The organism is Pseudomonas sp. 10(2024) (assembly GCF_045164175.1).
GTDB classification, from domain to species: domain Bacteria; phylum Pseudomonadota; class Gammaproteobacteria; order Pseudomonadales; family Pseudomonadaceae; genus Aquipseudomonas; species Aquipseudomonas alloputida.
On record NZ_CP174006.1, the window covers coordinates 2,524,980 to 2,542,482 of the forward strand.

At 64.5% G+C, this 17,503-nt stretch carries 13 protein-coding genes and 1 riboswitch; of the genes, 5 read left to right on the top strand and 8 right to left on the bottom strand.

The annotated features are described in order from the left end of the window. Positions 1 to 82: 82 nt before the first annotated feature. The 7 genes from ACI7M0_RS11285 to ACI7M0_RS11315 form a co-directional block, all read right to left on the bottom strand. Positions 83 to 2,176 carry an HlyD family efflux transporter periplasmic adaptor subunit gene (locus ACI7M0_RS11285; protein WP_129933616.1) on the bottom strand — a complete coding sequence of 698 codons (2,094 nt, stop codon included), beginning with the start codon at positions 2,174 to 2,176 and terminating at the stop codon, positions 83 to 85. Next, the gene (locus ACI7M0_RS11290; protein ID WP_129933615.1) at positions 2,176 to 3,522 is read right to left on the bottom strand and encodes an efflux RND transporter periplasmic adaptor subunit; all 1,347 of its coding nucleotides are present in this window, start codon (positions 3,520 to 3,522) and stop codon (positions 2,176 to 2,178) included. The genes ACI7M0_RS11285 and ACI7M0_RS11290 overlap by 1 nt, the downstream gene beginning before the upstream one ends. Further along, entirely contained in the window at positions 3,509 to 4,258 is a 750-nt protein-coding gene (locus ACI7M0_RS11295; RefSeq protein ID WP_020191854.1) for an efflux RND transporter periplasmic adaptor subunit, read from the bottom strand. The genes ACI7M0_RS11290 and ACI7M0_RS11295 overlap by 14 nt, the downstream gene beginning before the upstream one ends. Before the next feature lie 493 nt (positions 4,259 to 4,751). After that, the gene (locus ACI7M0_RS11300; RefSeq protein ID WP_003247906.1) at positions 4,752 to 5,771 is read right to left on the bottom strand and encodes a branched-chain amino acid aminotransferase; all 1,020 of its coding nucleotides are present in this window, start codon (positions 5,769 to 5,771) and stop codon (positions 4,752 to 4,754) included. A 136-nt stretch (positions 5,772 to 5,907) separates the two neighbouring features. Next, positions 5,908 to 7,485, bottom strand: a complete 1,578-nt coding sequence (locus ACI7M0_RS11305; RefSeq protein WP_129933613.1) for an ATP-binding cassette domain-containing protein — start codon at positions 7,483 to 7,485, stop codon at positions 5,908 to 5,910. A gap of 171 nt (positions 7,486 to 7,656) precedes the next feature. Continuing rightward, the gene (locus ACI7M0_RS11310) at positions 7,657 to 8,019 is read right to left on the bottom strand and encodes a hypothetical protein (RefSeq protein ID WP_129933612.1); all 363 of its coding nucleotides are present in this window, start codon (positions 8,017 to 8,019) and stop codon (positions 7,657 to 7,659) included. Further along, the gene (locus ACI7M0_RS11315; protein WP_010954367.1) at positions 8,016 to 8,393 is read right to left on the bottom strand and encodes a glyoxalase superfamily protein; all 378 of its coding nucleotides are present in this window, start codon (positions 8,391 to 8,393) and stop codon (positions 8,016 to 8,018) included. The genes ACI7M0_RS11310 and ACI7M0_RS11315 overlap by 4 nt, the downstream gene beginning before the upstream one ends. Before the next feature lie 100 nt (positions 8,394 to 8,493). Continuing rightward, a riboswitch (cobalamin riboswitch) is annotated at positions 8,494 to 8,711 on the top strand. A 99-nt stretch (positions 8,712 to 8,810) separates the two neighbouring features. Between ACI7M0_RS11315 and cobW the strand changes: the two genes are divergently transcribed. The 4 genes from cobW to ACI7M0_RS11335 all read left to right on the top strand — a co-directional run bounded on the left by cobW (position 8,811) and on the right by ACI7M0_RS11335 (position 15,326). Then, a complete protein-coding gene (cobW, locus tag ACI7M0_RS11320; protein ID WP_003247913.1) occupies positions 8,811 to 9,878 on the top strand; it encodes a cobalamin biosynthesis protein CobW in 1,068 nt (355 codons plus the stop codon). Positions 9,879 to 9,881: 3 nt separating this feature from the next. Next, on the top strand, positions 9,882 to 13,643 hold the full coding sequence (gene cobN / locus ACI7M0_RS11325) for a cobaltochelatase subunit CobN (protein ID WP_129933611.1): 3,762 nt from the start codon (positions 9,882 to 9,884) through the stop codon (positions 13,641 to 13,643). A 1-nt stretch (position 13,644) separates the two neighbouring features. Then, a complete protein-coding gene (locus ACI7M0_RS11330; protein ID WP_129933610.1) occupies positions 13,645 to 14,658 on the top strand; it encodes an ATP-binding protein in 1,014 nt (337 codons plus the stop codon). Between the two features lie 77 nt (positions 14,659 to 14,735). Then, positions 14,736 to 15,326 (top strand): VWA domain-containing protein, encoded by a 591-nt coding sequence (locus tag ACI7M0_RS11335; protein ID WP_010954364.1) that lies wholly within the window; start codon positions 14,736 to 14,738, stop codon positions 15,324 to 15,326. Positions 15,327 to 15,440: 114 nt separating this feature from the next. Here ACI7M0_RS11335 and ACI7M0_RS11340 read toward each other — a convergent pair whose 3' ends face one another. Next, on the bottom strand, positions 15,441 to 15,707 hold the full coding sequence (locus ACI7M0_RS11340; RefSeq protein ID WP_003247923.1) for a hypothetical protein: 267 nt from the start codon (positions 15,705 to 15,707) through the stop codon (positions 15,441 to 15,443). A 342-nt stretch (positions 15,708 to 16,049) separates the two neighbouring features. Here ACI7M0_RS11340 and ACI7M0_RS11345 point away from each other — a divergent pair, with 342 nt between their 5' ends. Continuing rightward, complete coding sequence (locus ACI7M0_RS11345; RefSeq protein ID WP_020193587.1) at positions 16,050 to 17,375, top strand: sigma-54 dependent transcriptional regulator; 1,326 nt, start codon at positions 16,050 to 16,052, stop codon at positions 17,373 to 17,375. Positions 17,376 to 17,503 lie beyond the last annotated feature (128 nt).

Below are 17,503 nucleotides of genomic sequence, written 5' to 3' on the forward strand. Positions count from 1 at the left end.
AATGTTTTGCAACAGATTCGAGTCCCAAGCAATCGTAGACGGATTTCTTCAGGGCGGTGAAGCAAGCGCTGGAAGGCAGTTCTCAGAACCCGCTTTCACGCAGCCCAACCCCGATCAGCCATGTTCCCAGTTCGCCCAGCACACTGCGTTTCTGCCCCTCGATCTTTAGCCTGCCGCGGGTCTCGCGTACGCTTGCCAGCGGCTCATCCAGGGCAATCAGCACCTGGAACAGTGCACTGGCGGGGACCATCGGGTCACCGCTGGTAGTGGGTACCGGGCCGCCAAAATGTGAGGACAGCATGCGGTGGGCCAATTGCCCGGCGCGAGTGCTGCCGATTGCCAGCACCTTACCGTGCAGTGCGATGGCCCGGCCTTCGGGGTAGAACTTCACGGAATTGCCCACGGCCAGGTGGTGCACCTGGTCCTGGGGCACGTAGGCATCGATCTGCCAGTGGCTGGGGTCTATCAGGATGCCCAGCGGTTCCTGGCTGTTGAGCCACTGGCCAGGCTGCCAGTCAGGGTCCAGGTCCAGCCAGCTGCCTGCGAACGGTGCCTGCAGGTTGAGCCGGGCTATCTCGCTGCGCGCGGCGCGGGCCTCTTCGTTCTGCACCATCAGACGTTGCTGGGTGGCGGCGTCCTCGGCCAGCCCGGCAGGGTCGGCAAGCAACCCCGACAAGCGCGCCTGGTAGCTGCGGGCACTGGCCTCGCTGCTGCGCATGCGTGAATCCAGGTCAGGCTCGTCGAGCACTGCCAGCACCTCGCCGGCCTTGACCGGCCCTTGCTGGTGCAAGCCTTTCAGCCGCGCAGGGTAGGGGGTGTAGACCCGCAGCTGGTGCTCGGCACGGGCCACGCCAACGGCACTGACCTGGCTGTGCCAAGGCACGGCCAGGGCCAGCGCAAGCAGCCCAAGGCACAGGTAGAACAATTGCTTGCGCCGCCCCGCAATACGTCCCCGTTGTTGCCACCAGTGGCTCAGCTCACGTTTGACCGGCAGTGCGATGAACCATGCCAATTCGACCATGAAAAGCACGATCCCCAACAGTTTGAAGAAGAACAGGTAGACCGCCACCGCAATGCCGAGAAACAGCACCAGGCGATACAGCCAGGTGGCCAAGGCAAACGCCACCAGCAGGCGCCGGTGGCCAGCGGAAAAAGGCTCCGGCCACGCCTCGTCGAGCCCCAGGAGAGTACGTCGCAGGGCAACCCGTGCCAGTGCCGAGGCGCGTTCGTGCAGGTTTGGGAAATCGAGCAGGTCGCTGAGAATGAAATAGCCGTCGAAGCGCATGAACGGGCTGGCATTGAGGGCCAGGGAAAGCACCCAGCTGGTGGTGGCCAGGTACAACAGTGCGTTGCGCAAGGCGCCATCGTCACACAGCGCCCAGCCGAGGGTCGCAAGGCCTGCCAGGGACAGTTCGGTGACGATGCCCGCTGACGCGATCGCCAGGCGCTGGTTGGCACGCTTGAGCTTCCAGCTTTCGCCGGTGTCGGTGTACAGCATTGGCCACAGCACCAGAAACGCCACGCCCATGTGGCCCACGCGCAGCCCCAGGCGTGTAGCAACCAGGGCATGGCCGAGCTCGTGAAGGGTTTTCGCGACTACCAGCGCCATGGCAAAGCTGACCAGGCCTTCGGTGGAGAACGACTCCACCACCGCATGGGTGAAACTGTCCCACTGCTGCATCACCAGGATGACGCCGAGCAGGGTCAGCCCTATCACCAGCAGCCCGGTAAGTGGATGGAACAGCCAATTCAGAGCGTCGGCCAGGCGCTGCAGCGCGGCTTGCGGGTGCAGCAGCGGGATGCGGAAGAACAGGTAGTGATGCAACCACCAGCGCCAGCTCGACCAGCTGCGTGCCTCGCTGGCGGTTTGCAGCTTGGCCAGTTGCTCGGGGCCCGGGCGCAGCAACTGATGCTGTTCGAGAAACGCACGCAGTGCCAGCACTTGCTCGACATCCGGGTTAAGCGCGCTGTCGCGCGACACCTGCTCGCTGATCTGGCGGGGTGTCTGGCCCCAGCGCAGCAGGCATTCGAACTCCAGCCAGCCGATCCGGTAGAAGCGGTTGAGCACCGTGTCGTGGATCATCCACGCGGGTTCCCCTTCACGGCTCTCGGCGGCTTCGCACAGGCGCAAGTCTTCGCGCAGCGGTGGCAGCGGCAGGTCGGTCAGGTCGAGCATTACCAGCCGCTCCAGGCGCGCAGTGTGGCCAGCGGGCGGCGCAGCAGGTAATAGCCGAGCATCACCTTGCCACCATAGAGCTTGGCGGTGCCATGCAGGCCCAGCCGGGCATGCCCGGCGTGCGCGTCGATACTCGCCAGCAGGCGATAGGCGACCACCCCGTCGTCAGTGGGTTTGGCCTGGTAGCTGGTTTCGAGGATTTTCCCCTTGAGCGGGTGCAGCGGGTAGGCCGTGAGAAACAAAGTGACCTCGGCACCTGGCTCCAGTGCGATTGCGTCGGCCACCGCAAGCTGGATCTGCATGGCCGGTAGCGCAGGGTCGGCCACGTGCATGATGCGCTCGCCGGTCGACACTGGTTTGCCCATCCAGTCGTTGGGGTCGCTGAACACCGCTACCCCGGCGCGCGGTGCCAGCACCTGGGTGCGTCGCAGTTGCGCCTGTACGGTGGCCAGTTCGGCGCGGCGCTGCTGAGCACGGCCCTGCAGCAGGGGCAGTTCGCTCTTGCTTTGCGGATTGTCGAAGGCGCGCTGGCTGGCGGCCTGCAATTCGGCATCGGCCACCGCAACTTCTTTACCCAGCACCTCAGCGCGGCTGCGCAAGGTGGTTTCATCAAGGGTGAACAACGGTGTACCGGCCTCCACCGGCTGGTTGGGGCGCACCAGCACCTGGGCGATCACCCCGTCAATCGGCGAACTGACGATCTGCGCCTGGCGCGAGACGATCTGCGCCGGTGCCAGTGCCGTCTGGCGCACCGGTACCAGCAACAGCCCGGCCAGCACCAGCAGGGTCACCAGCACCTGACGGCGGCTGGGGCGCCAGCGACCGAACCGGCGCCGCTGGGTCAGGGCTTGCCAGCAGTAGGCCCAGGTGCGCACAAGGCCTTCCAGCTGTTGGGGTACTACCTCCGGAGGCGCTTCTTCGAGCAACAGCACCAGCATGCCCAGGCGCTCGCCGCCAGGACTGTGCAGCGGTATGCACCACAGCCCTGAAGGCCACCATTCGGCCCAGCCCTCGGCGATGTGTTCGGGGGGCGCGCTGTTGCTCGGTGTCAGCCAGGCAGGTTGAGCCTCGATCAGGCGGTCGTTCAGCCAACGGCTGGCGCGGCGGAGCCAGACCAGGTAAGGCGAATCCTCGCTGGGCCGGGCCAAGCCCGATACGCACAGCAGCTCAAGGCCAGCCTTGTCTTGGCCGAACACCAGCGCCTGGTGAAACGGCAGCAGCGGGTAGAGGTCGTTGGCCATGCTAAACGCCAGGGCGCCCAATGTCTCGGCGGCCATGGCCTTGTCACGCAGGGCATCCAGTTGCAACAACAGCTGCGGGTGCGGCAGCGGCCTATTCACGGTCATGGTCGAACCGCGCGGTACCGCTCATGCCAGCCATCAGTTCGGGGAAGCGTTGGTCGAAGCGCGCTTCGAGTTCCACTGTCTGTGCCACTGCATCGACCCTGGCGTTGATCACGCTGACCTTGGCCGGGTAGGTCTTGCCGGTTTCATATACGTTAACCTCCAGTGGTTGGCCGGGGTTGAGGTTTTTCAACTGGCTGGAGGGCACGTTCATCCGTACCTTCAATGCTCCGTCACTGACTAGGTCGAACAGCGGCGTTCCGGCGCTGACGGTTTGGTAGGGCTTGACATAAACCTTGGCCACATGGCCTGAAAACGGCGCCAATACCTGGCAATAGCTGATCTGCGCTTCACCCATGGCCCGGGCGCCATCGGCTTTCTGCACTTCGGTGTTGGCCGCTGCCACCTCGATGTCGCCCACGGCATCGAGCTTGCGCAGTTGCTGCTTGGCCTGCAGGTTCTGCCGGGCCATGGCCAGTTCTGCCACCGCAACCTTGCCGCGGGCCTGGGCTTCATTGCAATTGAAGCGTGCCAAGGGGGCGCCCTTGGCCACGTGCTCACCGAAGCGGGTCTTGAGCTCGCCCAGGGTGCCGCTCATCTGGCTGGACAGGGTGGTTTCCAGCTCTGCGGCAAGCAGCACGCGAATCAGTTGCGGGTCTTCGGCTGGGGTGACTTGCTCGGCCTGCGCGGCCACGCTGCTCAAGGCCAGCCATATAGGAAGGTAGTGGTGCAACGGCATTCTCTACTCCTTGTTGAGAGGCAAACAAAAGCACTCGCTACTCGCATGACGATTTCATACTAGGAAGGAAACAGCTATTTGCCCAATCTCAATGCCGACATCGTGCAGTTGACCGTCGCAAAGAAGATAACCTTCCCCTTTGGAAGACAGTTCTATCTAACTGATTCAGTTGGCAACTGGGCGCCTGGCATAAGTCTGCCGGCCGGCGCGGCCCATTGTAGGTGCGGGCTTGTCCGCAAATGCAGTGGCATCGACAACGGTGACCCCTCCGGAATTATTGGCTGGCAGGTCTGGCCCTTTCGCGGGTAAACCCGCTCCTACGCCTGATCGGTGGTGGACACATGTCGGTGGTTGGGCGCAGCGGGTTCACCTGCGAACACCGGCGCAGCCGGTGCCATGCTGCGGGTAAAACCGCTCGAGGTGACCGTATAAACCCAAGAAAAACGGGGCATGCCATTGCTGGCATGCCCCGTTTTCATACAGCTGGTGCGTCTCAGGCGACCTTGACGATCCAGCCTGCCGGTGCCTCTACATCGCCGCTCTGGATACCGGTCAGCTCGTTGTAGAGCTTCTGGGTAACCGGGCCGACCTTTTCCAGGTCGTGGAACACGTGCAGCTTGCCGTTGTACTCGATGCCGCCGATCGGGGTGATCACGGCTGCGGTGCCGCAGGCACCGGCTTCGACGAAGCGGTCCAGCTTGCTGATCTCGACATCGCCTTCGATCACGGTCAGGCCCAGACGCGATTGCGCCAGTTCCATCAGCGAGAGGCGGGTGATGCCGGGCAGTACCGAGGCCGATTTCGGGGTGACGAACTCGTTGTTGGCGGTGATGCCGAAGAAGTTGGCCGAGCCGACTTCCTCGATCTTGGTGTGGGTCAGCGGGTCAAGGTAGATGGCATCGGCGAAGTTGGCCTTCTTCGCTTCAGCGCCCGGCTGCAGGCTGGCAGCGTAGTTGCCACCGACCTTGGCCGCGCCGGTGCCCTGCGGGGCAGCACGGTCGAAGCTGGAAATCTGGAAGTTGTGCGGCTTCATGCCGCCCTTGAAATACGAACCAACCGGGATGGCGAACACCGAGAAGATGAACTCGGGGGCGGTGCGCACGCCAATGTTGTCGCCGGTGCCGATCACGAACGGGCGCAGGTACAGGGCGCCTTTGCCGTGCGGTGGCACGAACTTTTCGTTGGCCTTGACCACTTGCTTGCACGCTTCGATGAACACATCGGTCGGCACGTGCGGCATCAGCAGGCGTGCGCAGCTGCGCTGCATGCGGGCCGCGTTCTGGTCCGGGCGGAACAGGTTGATCGAGCCGTCCTTGCAACGGTAGGCCTTCAGGCCTTCGAAGCACTGCTGGCCGTAGTGCAGGGCCGTGGAGCCTTCACTGATGTGCAGTACGTTGTCTTCGGTCAGGGTGCCCTTGTCCCACTCGCCATTGCGCCATACGGACAGGTAGCGTTTGTCGGTCTTGATGTAGTCGAAACCCAGCTTGTCCCAATTAATGCTTTCGTTGCTCATGACACCCTCATTGTCTTGCAAGTGCCCGATCGCTCGGGCTGCTGTTATATGCGCACCATGCCACCTTAATACATCCTTGGCGGATCGGGAACGGCCAGTCACGAATTGATAGGCTGCGATGCTTTTTTTTCGGTTTCTACAACAGCAAGTACTCATCCAGCGCCAGGTTTTCCAGCAATACCACATCATGGGACGCCACTATCAGCGCCCCGCGAAACTGCCCAAGCATGCGTTCCAGTGCTGTCAGCGATGGCAGGTCCAGGTGGTTGCCGGGTTCGTCAAGCAGCAACAGGTCGAGCGGCCGTTCACGATACAGCACGGCGGCCAGCGCCGCCTTCATACGCTCGCCGCCGCTAAGTAGGCCACTGGGCAGTTCGATACGGGCCGCATCCAGGCCCAGTTGCGCCAGGCGGCTGCGCAATTTTCCCTGGGCCAGCGTCGGGTTGGCTTGGCGCAGGTGTTCGAGCACGCTGCGGTTGCCTGCCAGTGTGCTGCAGTGCTGGTCGAGTAAGGCGGTCTCGCCACTGAGGCGCACATTGTCGGGCGATGCCGGCAATTCCCCATTCAGCAGCCTGAGCAGGGTGGACTTGCCACTGCCATTGGCGCCGATCAGCCCTACGCGTTGGCCCAGGCACAAGCGCAGGTCAAGCGCTTTGCGGGTGCCATGCGGCAAGCAAAGTGCCTGCAAGGCCAACACTTCACGGCCCGGATGACGCTGAGGTGTGGGCGCGTGCAAGGTAATAGCGCTGTCTTGCTCCACCTCGCGGGCGGCGTCACGCACTTTGCCCAGTAGCGTTTGCCGAGCATCGCGATGGTCGCGGCGCTGCTTGCCAGCAGTGGCCTGGCTGCGCTCCTGCTTGCGGTCGACCAGAATCTTGGCCTGGTTGGCGTGCTTGGCTTGGCGCCCGGCTCGGGCTTGATGGCGCTCCAGGTCTTCGCGTTGGCGCTGCAGTTCACGGGCCTGGCGTTGCTGCTCCTGCTTCAGCCGGGCAAGTTGCTGCTGGGCCTGCGCCGTCTGGTTGGCTTTTTGCGCACTATAGAGGCTGTAGTTGCCACCATAGGCCTGCAAGCCCAGGCTGGATAATTCGACAATGCGTGCCATGTGCGCCAGTAGACTGCGGTCGTGGCTGATCACCAGCAAGCCACGGTCCCAGGCTTCGATCATGCTCAGCAGCTGGGCACGGGCGTTGCTGTCCAGGTGATTGCTTGGCTCGTCGAGGATCAGGTAATCGGCATCGCTGAGCCACGCGCCAATCAATGCCACGCGCATGGCTTGGCCACCGCTCAGGGTTCGTGCGGGCTGGCGCCAGTCGAGTTGACCCAGGCCATGGCCCTGAAGCTGTAGCTGCAATTGCTCGCGCATATCCCAGCGCTCGCCAACGGTGTCGAAATCCTGGGGCTTGATGCTGCCTTGCTCGATGCGCTCCAGCGCCGCAATCACCGGCCCCACTTGGGCCAGGTCGGCCAGCGTGGCGCTGCGCGCGATGACTTGCTGGTCCAGCAAATGGACAGGCCCGAGGCGCCGACAATGGCCGCTGCTCGGTTCACGCTGGCCGGCAAGAATCTGCCCTAGCAGGCTTTTGCCCACGCCATTGCGCCCGACCAGGCCGGTGCGGCGTTGGTCGAAGGTTTCGTTGAGGTTGCTAAACAGCGGCCTGCCATCAGGCAAGGCCAAGGAGACGCTGTCCAGCGTCAGAATCGACGTGTTCGTCATGCACAACTCCACAAATGCCGCGACATCTCCGGTATGAACCGGAGGCTGAAGACTGGCCGTCGAAAGGACGGCGGCATCAATGGCGCATTGGACGAACACCTCGTAATTTAGAGAATGCGTAGCCTAACGGACCGTCTGGGGCCGGGTAAAGCACCGGCTGCCGGTTGGGGCTCAGCGCTGGGTCTGCAAGCGCTTGGCCCAGTCTCCGCCGTGGCCGTGCGCGCAGGCTTCTTCACTGTCGAATCGCACATGCCAGGCCGGATGGTCCAGCTGAATGCCGGCTTGGTCCAGCGCCAGAGCGCTAAGTGCCAGCATGCGCGCCTTCGCATCACCGACCACGGCCGCTGCCTTGTCAGCCTCTTGCTCGAATACCCAGGTAATACGCAGGCTGCTCGGAAAGTCCTCTGGATCGAGGCGATGGGTAAGCCAACAGAAGCCGACGATTTCCGCCTTGGCGGTTTCGCAGGCATCGGTCAGGCATGCCACCAACTCCCGCTCCAAGCGGCCCATTTCGCGTTTACCCAGTGCCTTCACGGGTTGGCCTCGTCATCGATCTGCTGGCAAAAGCGCAGGCGGTTGCCGAACGGGTCCCACACCTGCATCTGCAGGCCCCAATCCAGGCGCTCGGCCTCGGGCCGGGCGAAACCGTACTGTTTACCCTGCAATTCACGCTCCAGCGCGTGCAGGTCGTCGAGGCGGGCGAACACGGTCGAGCCAGGGCAGGCATCGCCATGGTGCTCTGAAAGGTGCAGGATCAGGCCATCACGGTGGATCTGCATGTACAACGGCAAGTCCGGGCTGAAGCGGTGCTCCCAGTCCAGGCTGAAACCCAGGAAATCGAGGTAGAACTCCTTGGCCTTGTCGATCGAGAATATGCGCAGTACAGGTATGGCGGGGGCGAGGGGCATGGTGCGTCCTTGACCGTGGATAAGGCGCCACTGTAGCGCACTTGCGCCCAGCGTTGTCGACCGGCCCCGCAGCAATGGTTGACCACCCGCCAGCCACTGCGTAGCCTTGCCACTTCGAGGTTCTTCGGCCTGGCCGAAGCTAAGACGGGAACGCGGTACAAGCCGCGGCTGCCCCCGCAACTGTAAGCACCGACAACGGATCGACACAGCCACTGCGCCAGCGCGCGGGAAGGCGTCATCCCGCCAGCCCGCTGTTCGACTGAACGGGGACATGGAACGGTGCAAGCCAGGAGACCTGCCTCGTCACGTTTTCGACTTTCAACCGGGCGGGGTGATCCGGTGGCGAACAAGCCCGGCCGGCCTGGCCCGCGGCTGTCGTCCTGCATGCCCGCGCCACACTGCCAAGGGCAATGCGACATGAAAACACTGGCCAAGCTCCCCGTCACCATCGTCACCGGCTTCCTCGGCTCGGGCAAGACCACCTTGCTGCGCCACATGCTCGACAACGCCCAGGGGCGCCGCATTGCGGTCATCGTCAACGAATTCGGCGAACTGGGCATCGATGGCGAAATCCTCAAGCAGTGCAGCATCGGTTGCACCGAGGAAGAAGCCAGCGGCCGCGTCTACGAACTGGCCAACGGCTGCCTGTGCTGCACCGTGCAGGAAGAATTCTTCCCGGTGATGCGCGAGCTGGTGGCCCGCCGTGGCGACCTCGACCACATCCTCATCGAAACCAGCGGCCTGGCCCTGCCCAAGCCATTGGTACAAGCGTTCCAGTGGCCGGAAATCCGCAACGCCTGCACCGTCGATGCTGTCATCACCGTGGTCGACAGCCCGGCCGTGGCCGCTGGAACCTTTGCCGCCTACCCGGACCAGGTCGATGCCCAGCGCAAGCTCGACCCTAACCTGGACCATGAATCGCCCCTGCACGAGCTGTTCGCTGACCAGCTGGCCAGCGCCGACCTGGTGGTGTTGAACAAGGCCGACCTGATCGACGCCGAAGGCCTGGCCAAGGTGCGTGCCGAGGTGGCCGAAGAACTGCCGCCGGCGGTGAAAGTGATCGAGGCCAGCAGCGGCAAGCTGCCACTGGAGGTGCTGCTGGGCGTGGGTGCCGAGTCCGAGGCGCATATCGATGGCCGCCGAACCCACCACGATTCGCACCACGATGGCGACGATCATGACGATCATGACCACGACGCTTTCGACTCCATCTCCATCGACCTGCCTGAAGCCGACGAAAGCCTGCTGCTCGATGCACTGACCCAGTTGGTGGTGGAGTTCGGTATCCTGCGCGCCAAAGGCTTCGCCGCCATCCCGGGCAAGCCGATGCGCCTGCTGGTACAAGGCGTGGGCACCCGTTTCGACAAGCACTTCGACCGCGCCTGGCGCGCCGACGAGCCGCGCATCACCCGCCTGGTGCTGATCGGCCAGGACCTCGATGCTGCCCAGCTGGAAGCGCGCCTGCGCCAGGCGCTGGGCGCCTGACCCATGCACCTGCTGCGGACTCAGCCCGGTGGTTTCGTACCGGATGACAGCATTGCCGACCTCGGCCAGACACCCGCCGAGCTGGTGATTCTCTGCAGCGGCGATTCACACCTGGCATTGCTCGCCGACACCGCCGAGCAATTGCCCGAAGACTTTCCCAGCCTGCGCCTGGCCAACCCGATGCAGGTGCAGAACCATGCCTCGGTTGACCTGTATGTCGACCAGGTGCTGCGCCACGCCAAGGTCATCCTGGTGTCGCTGCACGGTGGCGTTGGCTACTGGCGCTACGGCGTCGAACAACTGGTCGAGCTGGCCGCCCGTGGCGTCCAGCTGATTCTGGTGCCGGGCGATGACCGCCCGGACCCGGAGCTGACCAGCCTGGGCAACGTCCGCGGTGAGCAGGCCGAGCGGCTTTGGCATTACCTGCGCCAGGGCGGCAAGGCCAATGCCATCAACCTGTTCAACTGCCTGGCCAGCCAGTGGCTGGGCCGCGACTATGCCTGGGACGAGCCGCAGCCTTTGCCGCGCACGGCGGTCTATCACCCCGCCAAGGGCAGCGCGACACTCGAAGACTGGTACCCGCACTGGCACCCCGAGCAGCCAGTGGCGCCGCTGCTGTTCTACCGTTCGCACCTGCAAGCGGCCAATACCGCGTTCATCGACGTGTTCTGCCAGCGCCTGCAGGCTGCCGGCCTGAACCCGTTGCCGATCGCCGTGGCCAGCCTCAAGGAAAGCGCCTGCCTGGAACAGGTCGAAGCCTGGCTGGACGAGGTCGGCGCCGAAGTGCTGGTCAATACCACCGGTTTCGCCTTGTCCAGCCCCGAGCGCCCCAACCTGCGCCCGTTCCGCCGCGACATCCCGGTGCTGCAGGCCATCTGCGCGCAGGACAACCAGCCAGGCTGGGAAGCCAGCGAGCAGGGCCTGGGCGCGCGCGACCTGGCCATGCACATTGCATTGCCGGAGCTGGACGGGCGCATCATCACGCGCCCGGTCAGCTTCAAGGACATGGCCTGGCGCAGCGAGCGCAGCCAATCCGACGTTGTCTGCTACCGCGCCCACCCCGAGCGCATGGACTTTGTCGCCGAGCTGGCCCGCCGCTGGGTCGAGCTGGCCCGCCTGCCCAATGCCCAGAAGCGCGTGGCATTGGTGCTGGCCAACTACCCGACTCGCGATGGCCGCATTGGCAATGGCGTCGGCCTGGACACGCCCGCCGCCGCACTCAACATCCTCAAGGCGTTGCAGGCCGAAGGCTATCCGCTGGCCGAGTTGCCGGGCAGCGGTACGCAACTGATCCACCAGCTGCTCGGTGGGGTGACCAACGACCTCGACCATCTCGACCAGCGCCCCTGTGCCCAGAGCCTGAGCCTGGTCGACTACCAGGTGGCTTTCGAGCGCCTGCCGCAGGCCAACCGCCAGGCAGTGCTGGAACGCTGGGGGCCGCCCGAACAGGATCCGATGTACCGCAGCGGCCGGCTGATGGTTGCCGGCCTGCGCTTTGGCTTGACCTTCGTCGGTATCCAGCCGGCGCGGGGCTACCAGGTGGACCCCAGCGCGGTGTATCACGACCCTGACCTGGTGCCGCCGCACGGCTACCTGGCATTTCACTTCTGGTTGCGTCACGCATTTGCCGCCGATGCGGTGATCCACGTCGGCAAGCATGGCAACCTCGAATGGCTGCCCGGCAAAGGCGTCGGGCTGTCGGCGCAGTGCTGGCCGGACGCGCTGCTGGGTCCGCTGCCGAACATCTACCCGTTCATCGTCAACGACCCGGGCGAAGGTGCCCAGGCCAAGCGCCGCACCCAGGCGGTGATCATCGACCACCTGATGCCGCCGCTGACCCGTGCCGAAACCTATGGCCCGCTGCGCCACCTGGAACAACTGGCCGACGAGTTCTATGAAGCGCAGTTGCTCGACCCACGGCGTGCCCGCGAGTTGCAGCGTGACATCCTCGAGCTGGTCAAGGCCAACCACATCGACCGTGAGTTGCAACTGGAAGGGCAACTGGACGATGCGGCGCTCTGGCTGCCGCGCCTGGATACCTACCTGTGCGACCTGAAGGAGTCGCAAATTCGCGATGGCCTGCACGTGTTTGGTCAGTCACCTGAGGGGCGGCTACGCCTGGATACGCTGCTGGCGTTGTTGCGGGTCGAGCGTGGCGACGGCCGTGGCGGTAATGCCAGCCTGCTGCGAGCTTTGGCCAAAGCACTGGTGCCGGGCTGGGACCCGCTCGATTGCGACCTTGGGCAGCCGTGGCAGGGCATACGCCCTGAACAGCTGCTGGCCATGAGCAATGAACCTTGGCGCACCTGTGGCGACACCCGCGAGCGCCTTGAGCTGCTGGCACTGCAGGTGATCGGGCAGGCGCTGGAAGGCACAGCACAGTTACCCGACCTGAGTGAGTGGCAACCGGTGCACGCTGTAGTGCAGGCCCTGCGTGAAGCGGTCGCACCCAGCCTTGACGCCTGCGGCACGGCGGAAATGCATGGCCTGCTGGCGGCACTGGCCGGGCGCTTCGTGCCCGCCGGCCCCAGTGGTGCGCCTAGCCGAGGGCGCCTCGATGTGCTGCCCACCGGCCGCAACTTCTATACCGTGGACGTGCGCAACCTGCCTACCACCACAGCCTGGCGCCTGGGCTTCGCCTCGGCCAGCCTGATCCTCGAACGCCATCTGCAGGACCACGGCGATCACTTGCGTCAGCTCGGCCTGTCGGTGTGGGGCACGGCGACCATGCGTACTGGCGGCGACGACATAGCGCAGGCCATGGCGCTGATGGGCGTGCGGCCTGTCTGGGCCACCGGCAGCCAGCGCGTCGACGACTTCGAAATCTTGCCGTTGAGCCTGCTCGACCGCCCCCGGGTGGATGTGACCTTGCGCGTTTCCGGCTTCTTCCGAGATGCCTTCGGTAACCTGATCCGCCTGTTCGACGCCGCCGTGCAGGCCGTGGCCGCGCTGGACGAGCCGGACGACCTCAACCCCCTGGCCGCCCGTGTGCGCAGCGAGCGGGCCGCGCTGCAGGCTCAAGGCGTTGATGCCGAGCAGGCTGCACGTCAGGCCGGCTGGCGGGTGTTCGGTGCCAAACCCGGCGCTTACGGTGCCGGGGTGCAGAACGCCATCGACGGGCGCTTGTGGCACAGCCGCGATGACCTGGCAGAGGTCTACCTCAACCACGGCGGCTATGCCTACGGCGGCAGCGACGACGGCACCCCGGCCCGCGCCCAGTTCGCCCAGCGCCTGGCCAAGGTGCAGGCGGTGCTGCAGAACCAGGACAACCACGAGCACGACCTGCTCGATTCCAACGATTACTACCAGTTCCAGGGCGGCATGCTGGCGGCCTCGGAAACCCTGTCCGGGGCGGTGGTGGCCAGCTACCATGGCGACCACAGCCAGGCCGACCGACCGCGCATCCGTACCCTCAAGGAAGAGATGAACCGGGTGATCCGTGCCCGTGCGCTCAACCCCAAGTGGATCGACGGGGTCAAGCGTCACGGTTACAAGGGTGCCTTCGAGATGGCCGCGACAGTCGACAACCTGTTCGCCTTCGACGCCACCACGCACCTGATCGACGACCATCATTACCAGGGGCTGGCCGATGCCTATGTGCTCGACCCGGCGACCCGCGATTTCATGCGCGAGCACAACCCCGAGGCCCTGCGCGACCTCACCGAGCGCCTGCTGGAGGCCCAGCAGCGCGGCTTGTGGCAGGCGCCGGGCGACTACCGCGAAGCCCTTGAGGACCAACTGCTCGATGGCGAGGAACAGGCTTGAAATGAGTGAACCCGTACAATTTCCGCTGGCGGCCGTGGTCGGTGCAGACGACCTCAAGCTGGCGCTGTGCCTGACCGCCATCGACCCCAGGATCGGTGGTGTGTTGATCGAAGGGCCGCGTGGCATGGCCAAGAGCACCCTGGCCCGTGGCCTGGCCGACCTGCTTGGCGAAGGCCCGTTCGTTACCTTGCCATTGGGCGCCAGTGAAGAGCGATTGGTCGGCACCCTCGACCTGGATGCCGCGCTGGGGCAGGGCAAGGCGCAGTTTTCCCCGGGCGTGCTGGCCCAGGCCGACGGCGGTGTGCTGTATGTCGATGAGGTCAACCTGCTGCCCGACACCTTGGTGGATCTGTTGCTTGACGTGGCTGCCAGCGGCACAAACCGCGTCGAGCGTGACGGTATCTCGCATCGGCACAGCGCCCGCTTCGTACTGATCGGCACCATGAACCCGGAAGAGGGCGAACTGCGCCCGCAGTTGCTCGACCGGTTTGGCCTGAACGTGGCGCTGGAGGGCTTGCCGGAGCCCGAGGCCCGGCAGCAGATCATTCGCCGCCGCCTGGCCTTCGACAGTGACCCTCAGGCGTTCTGCGCACAATGGGCCCAGGCCCAGGCGCAACTGCGCGAGCGCTGCCACGCGGCGCGCCAGGCCCTGGCCGACATTGCCCTGGATGACCAAGCGCTGGCCTGGATTACCGAGCGCTGCTACGCCGCCGGCGTGGACGGCCTGCGCGCCGACCTGGTGTGGCTGCGCGCTGCGCGCGCCCACTGTGCCTGGCGGGGGGCTGCAGCTATCGAAGAAGTGGATGTCGAGGCGGTGGCCGAATTCGCCTTGCGCCATCGCCGCCGTATGACGCCCCAGGCCAACCCGCCGTCGGCGCCACAGCCGCCTGACCAGCAGCCTGGCGCCGGCAACCCGGGTGAACGGGGCGGGCAGGGCGACTGGGGGGCATTACCGGCACAGCCGGTGGCCAGCGGCGCCCGCCGTGAGGTGCCGAACTGGGCAAAAAAGCCCTGAGCATCCCCCAGCCACCAGCCAAAGGGGCGGATGCCAGAGCGGGCATAGGCAAGCAGAACGGTACCCGCCGTGGCCTCGTGCGAAATGCGGCGGCCGGCCGGGTAGCCTGGCTGCCGACCTTGCTCAAAGGGCGGCCACGCCAGCGACAGGACCTGTGCTGGCAGCAGCGCCAAGGCAGGCCTGCAGAGTTGTGGCTGGTGATCGTCGATGCCTCGGCTTCAACCCGGCGGCATCAGGCGCTGGCACAGACCAAAGGGCTGCTGGCGGCATTGTTCGACCAGGCCTATCGCCAGCGCGCCCGCCTGGCCCTGCTGACTGCCAGCGGGCGCACACCACAGTGGCAGCGCCACGGGCTGAAGGCATCCGCTGCCTTGCAACCCTGGCTGCAGGCCTTGGGGGCAGGTGGGGGCACGCCGCTGATCGCCGCACTGGAACAGGCGCGGCACTGGCTACAGGCGCGGCAGCGAGCCCATCCGCAAGAGGCCTTGCGTTGCCTGGTGTTCACCGACGGTCGCCTGCAGCACAGCAATACCGTGCAGCCGATGCCGTGCGCCACGTTGTTGGTCGATATGGAACTGGCGCCCGTGCGCCTGGGACGCGCGCAGCGTCTGGCAGAACAATTGCAGGCTGATTACCAGCACTTGCAACAATTCAGGGTGATGGATTGAACTGGCAGGTTGCGACACTTTGTCGCAATTGGGAAAGTTGCCACAACAGCAACACAGCAACAGAGAAGTTGTACAAGTGCGTGACCATGCACGCACTTGTTGTGCTGGCCAATATTACTTCGGCATCGACCACGGTTGCAGGTCGTAGCCCTTTTCACACAATTCGGCGCGCACTTCTTCGATCAGGCTGGCCCACTGGGCCGGGTCGGAGTAGATGCGCGACGACACTTGCTTGGCGCCGATGCGGGTGCTGGTCCGGTCGATCACTGCCAGGCTCAGTTCACCAGTACCGTTGGGTGCATCCCAGGCTACGCACTGGAAAGGTTCGAAGGCGTGGTCGGCAATCAGCAGTGCTTCGTTGACACGGAGCGGGGCATTCATGGTTCGGTCTCTCTATGGTCCCAAACATCGAAGTGAAGTCCGCGTTGCTTCAAAGTCGCCTCATCGATCGCGAAGTGCAGCGCGGGGTTATGTCTACTGATGCTCGTTGTTCGTGGGTAAGTCACACATTGGCTGTAAATTTTTTTTTAAGCGTCGACGCAGTTCTTGCCGGCGCCGCCATGTGATGTCGATAAAGTGCGAAAATTCCCGTGGCGGTTTGTAAAAAAATGATTCGGCAGACAGACGGTACTGGGCACCGTCAACTTCGTTGCTACTGTTAAACGGGCGCCACAACTTGCTGTTTTATTTCAAAAAACCAAAAACTGGCGCCAAGGATCGGTCATGCAGCAGCCTGCCGCTCAACGCCGTTTGCTTATCGTCGACCCCTGCGACGATTGTCACCGCTTGTTACCTGGCCTGCGCAACGCAGGCTGGGATGTGGACAGCTGTATGCTCGGGGCTGCGTTGGACCACACGTGCGATGTCGGGCTATTGCGCTTGCAGGCTTCGCACCTGAGGCACCCGGACGCGGTCAAGGACATGATCAAGCGCAGCAACACCGAATGGATTGCCGTGCTCAGCGCCGACCAACTGCGCATGCCGGCGTTCGGTGATTTTGTGTGTGAGTGGTTTTTCGACTTCCATACCCTGCCGTTCGACGTCTCCCGCGTGCAGGTAACCCTGGGCCGGGCGTTCGGCATGGCGCGCCTGCGCGGCAAGGGGGCCGTCAAGGTCGATGAGACGACCCATGAGTTGCTCGGCGAAAGCCGGCCTATCCGCGAGTTGCGCAAGTTGCTGGGTAAACTGGCACCCACCGAATCGCCGGTGCTGATCCGCGGTGAGAGCGGCACCGGCAAAGAGCTGGTGGCGCGCACCTTGCACCGCCAGTCGCAACGCAGCGAGCAGCCGTTCATCGCGATCAACTGCGGGGCGATCCCCGAGCACTTGATCCAGTCCGAACTGTTCGGCCATGAGAAGGGCGCCTTTACCGGTGCCCACCAGCGCAAGGCCGGGCGTATCGAAGCGGCCGACGGCGGCACGTTGTTCCTCGATGAAATCGGCGACCTGCCGTTGGAGTTGCAGGCCAACTTGCTGCGTTTCTTGCAGGAGAAGCACATCGAGCGGGTGGGGGGCAGCCAGCCCATACCGGTGGATGTACGGGTGTTGGCGGCCACCCATGTGGACCTCGAGCGGGCCATTGAGCAAGGGCGTTTCCGCGAAGACCTGTACTACCGCCTGAACGTCTTGCAGGTGGTGACCGCGCCGTTGCGCGACCGGCATGGTGACCTGTCGATGCTGGCCAACCATTTTGCCCATTTCTACAGCGTGGAGACCGGGCGTCGGCCACGGTCGTTCAGCGACCATGCCCTGGCGGCGATGGGGCGGCATGACTGGCCGGGCAATGTGCGCGAGCTGGCCAACCGCGTGCGCCGCGGGTTGGTGCTGGCCGAAGGGCGGCAGATCGAGGCGCAGGACCTGGGGTTGCAGCTGCTCGACCCGGAACAACAGCCGCTGGGCACGTTGGAAGAGTACAAGCAGCGCGCCGAGCGCCAGGCGCTGTGCGATGTGCTCAACCGGCACAGCGACAACCTGAGCGTGGCGGCCAAGGTGCTGGGCATTTCACGGCCGACGTTCTATCGGTTGTTGCACAAGCACCAGATACGGTGATTGCTGCTGAGGTACGCATGCGCCGTTCTTTGAAGCCGCTCTTACACAAGCCCGTGTAGGAGCGGGTTCACCCGCGAAGGGGCCGGGCCTGCTGGCCAATTTCCACCCGCCGTTCACCGTTGTCGCGG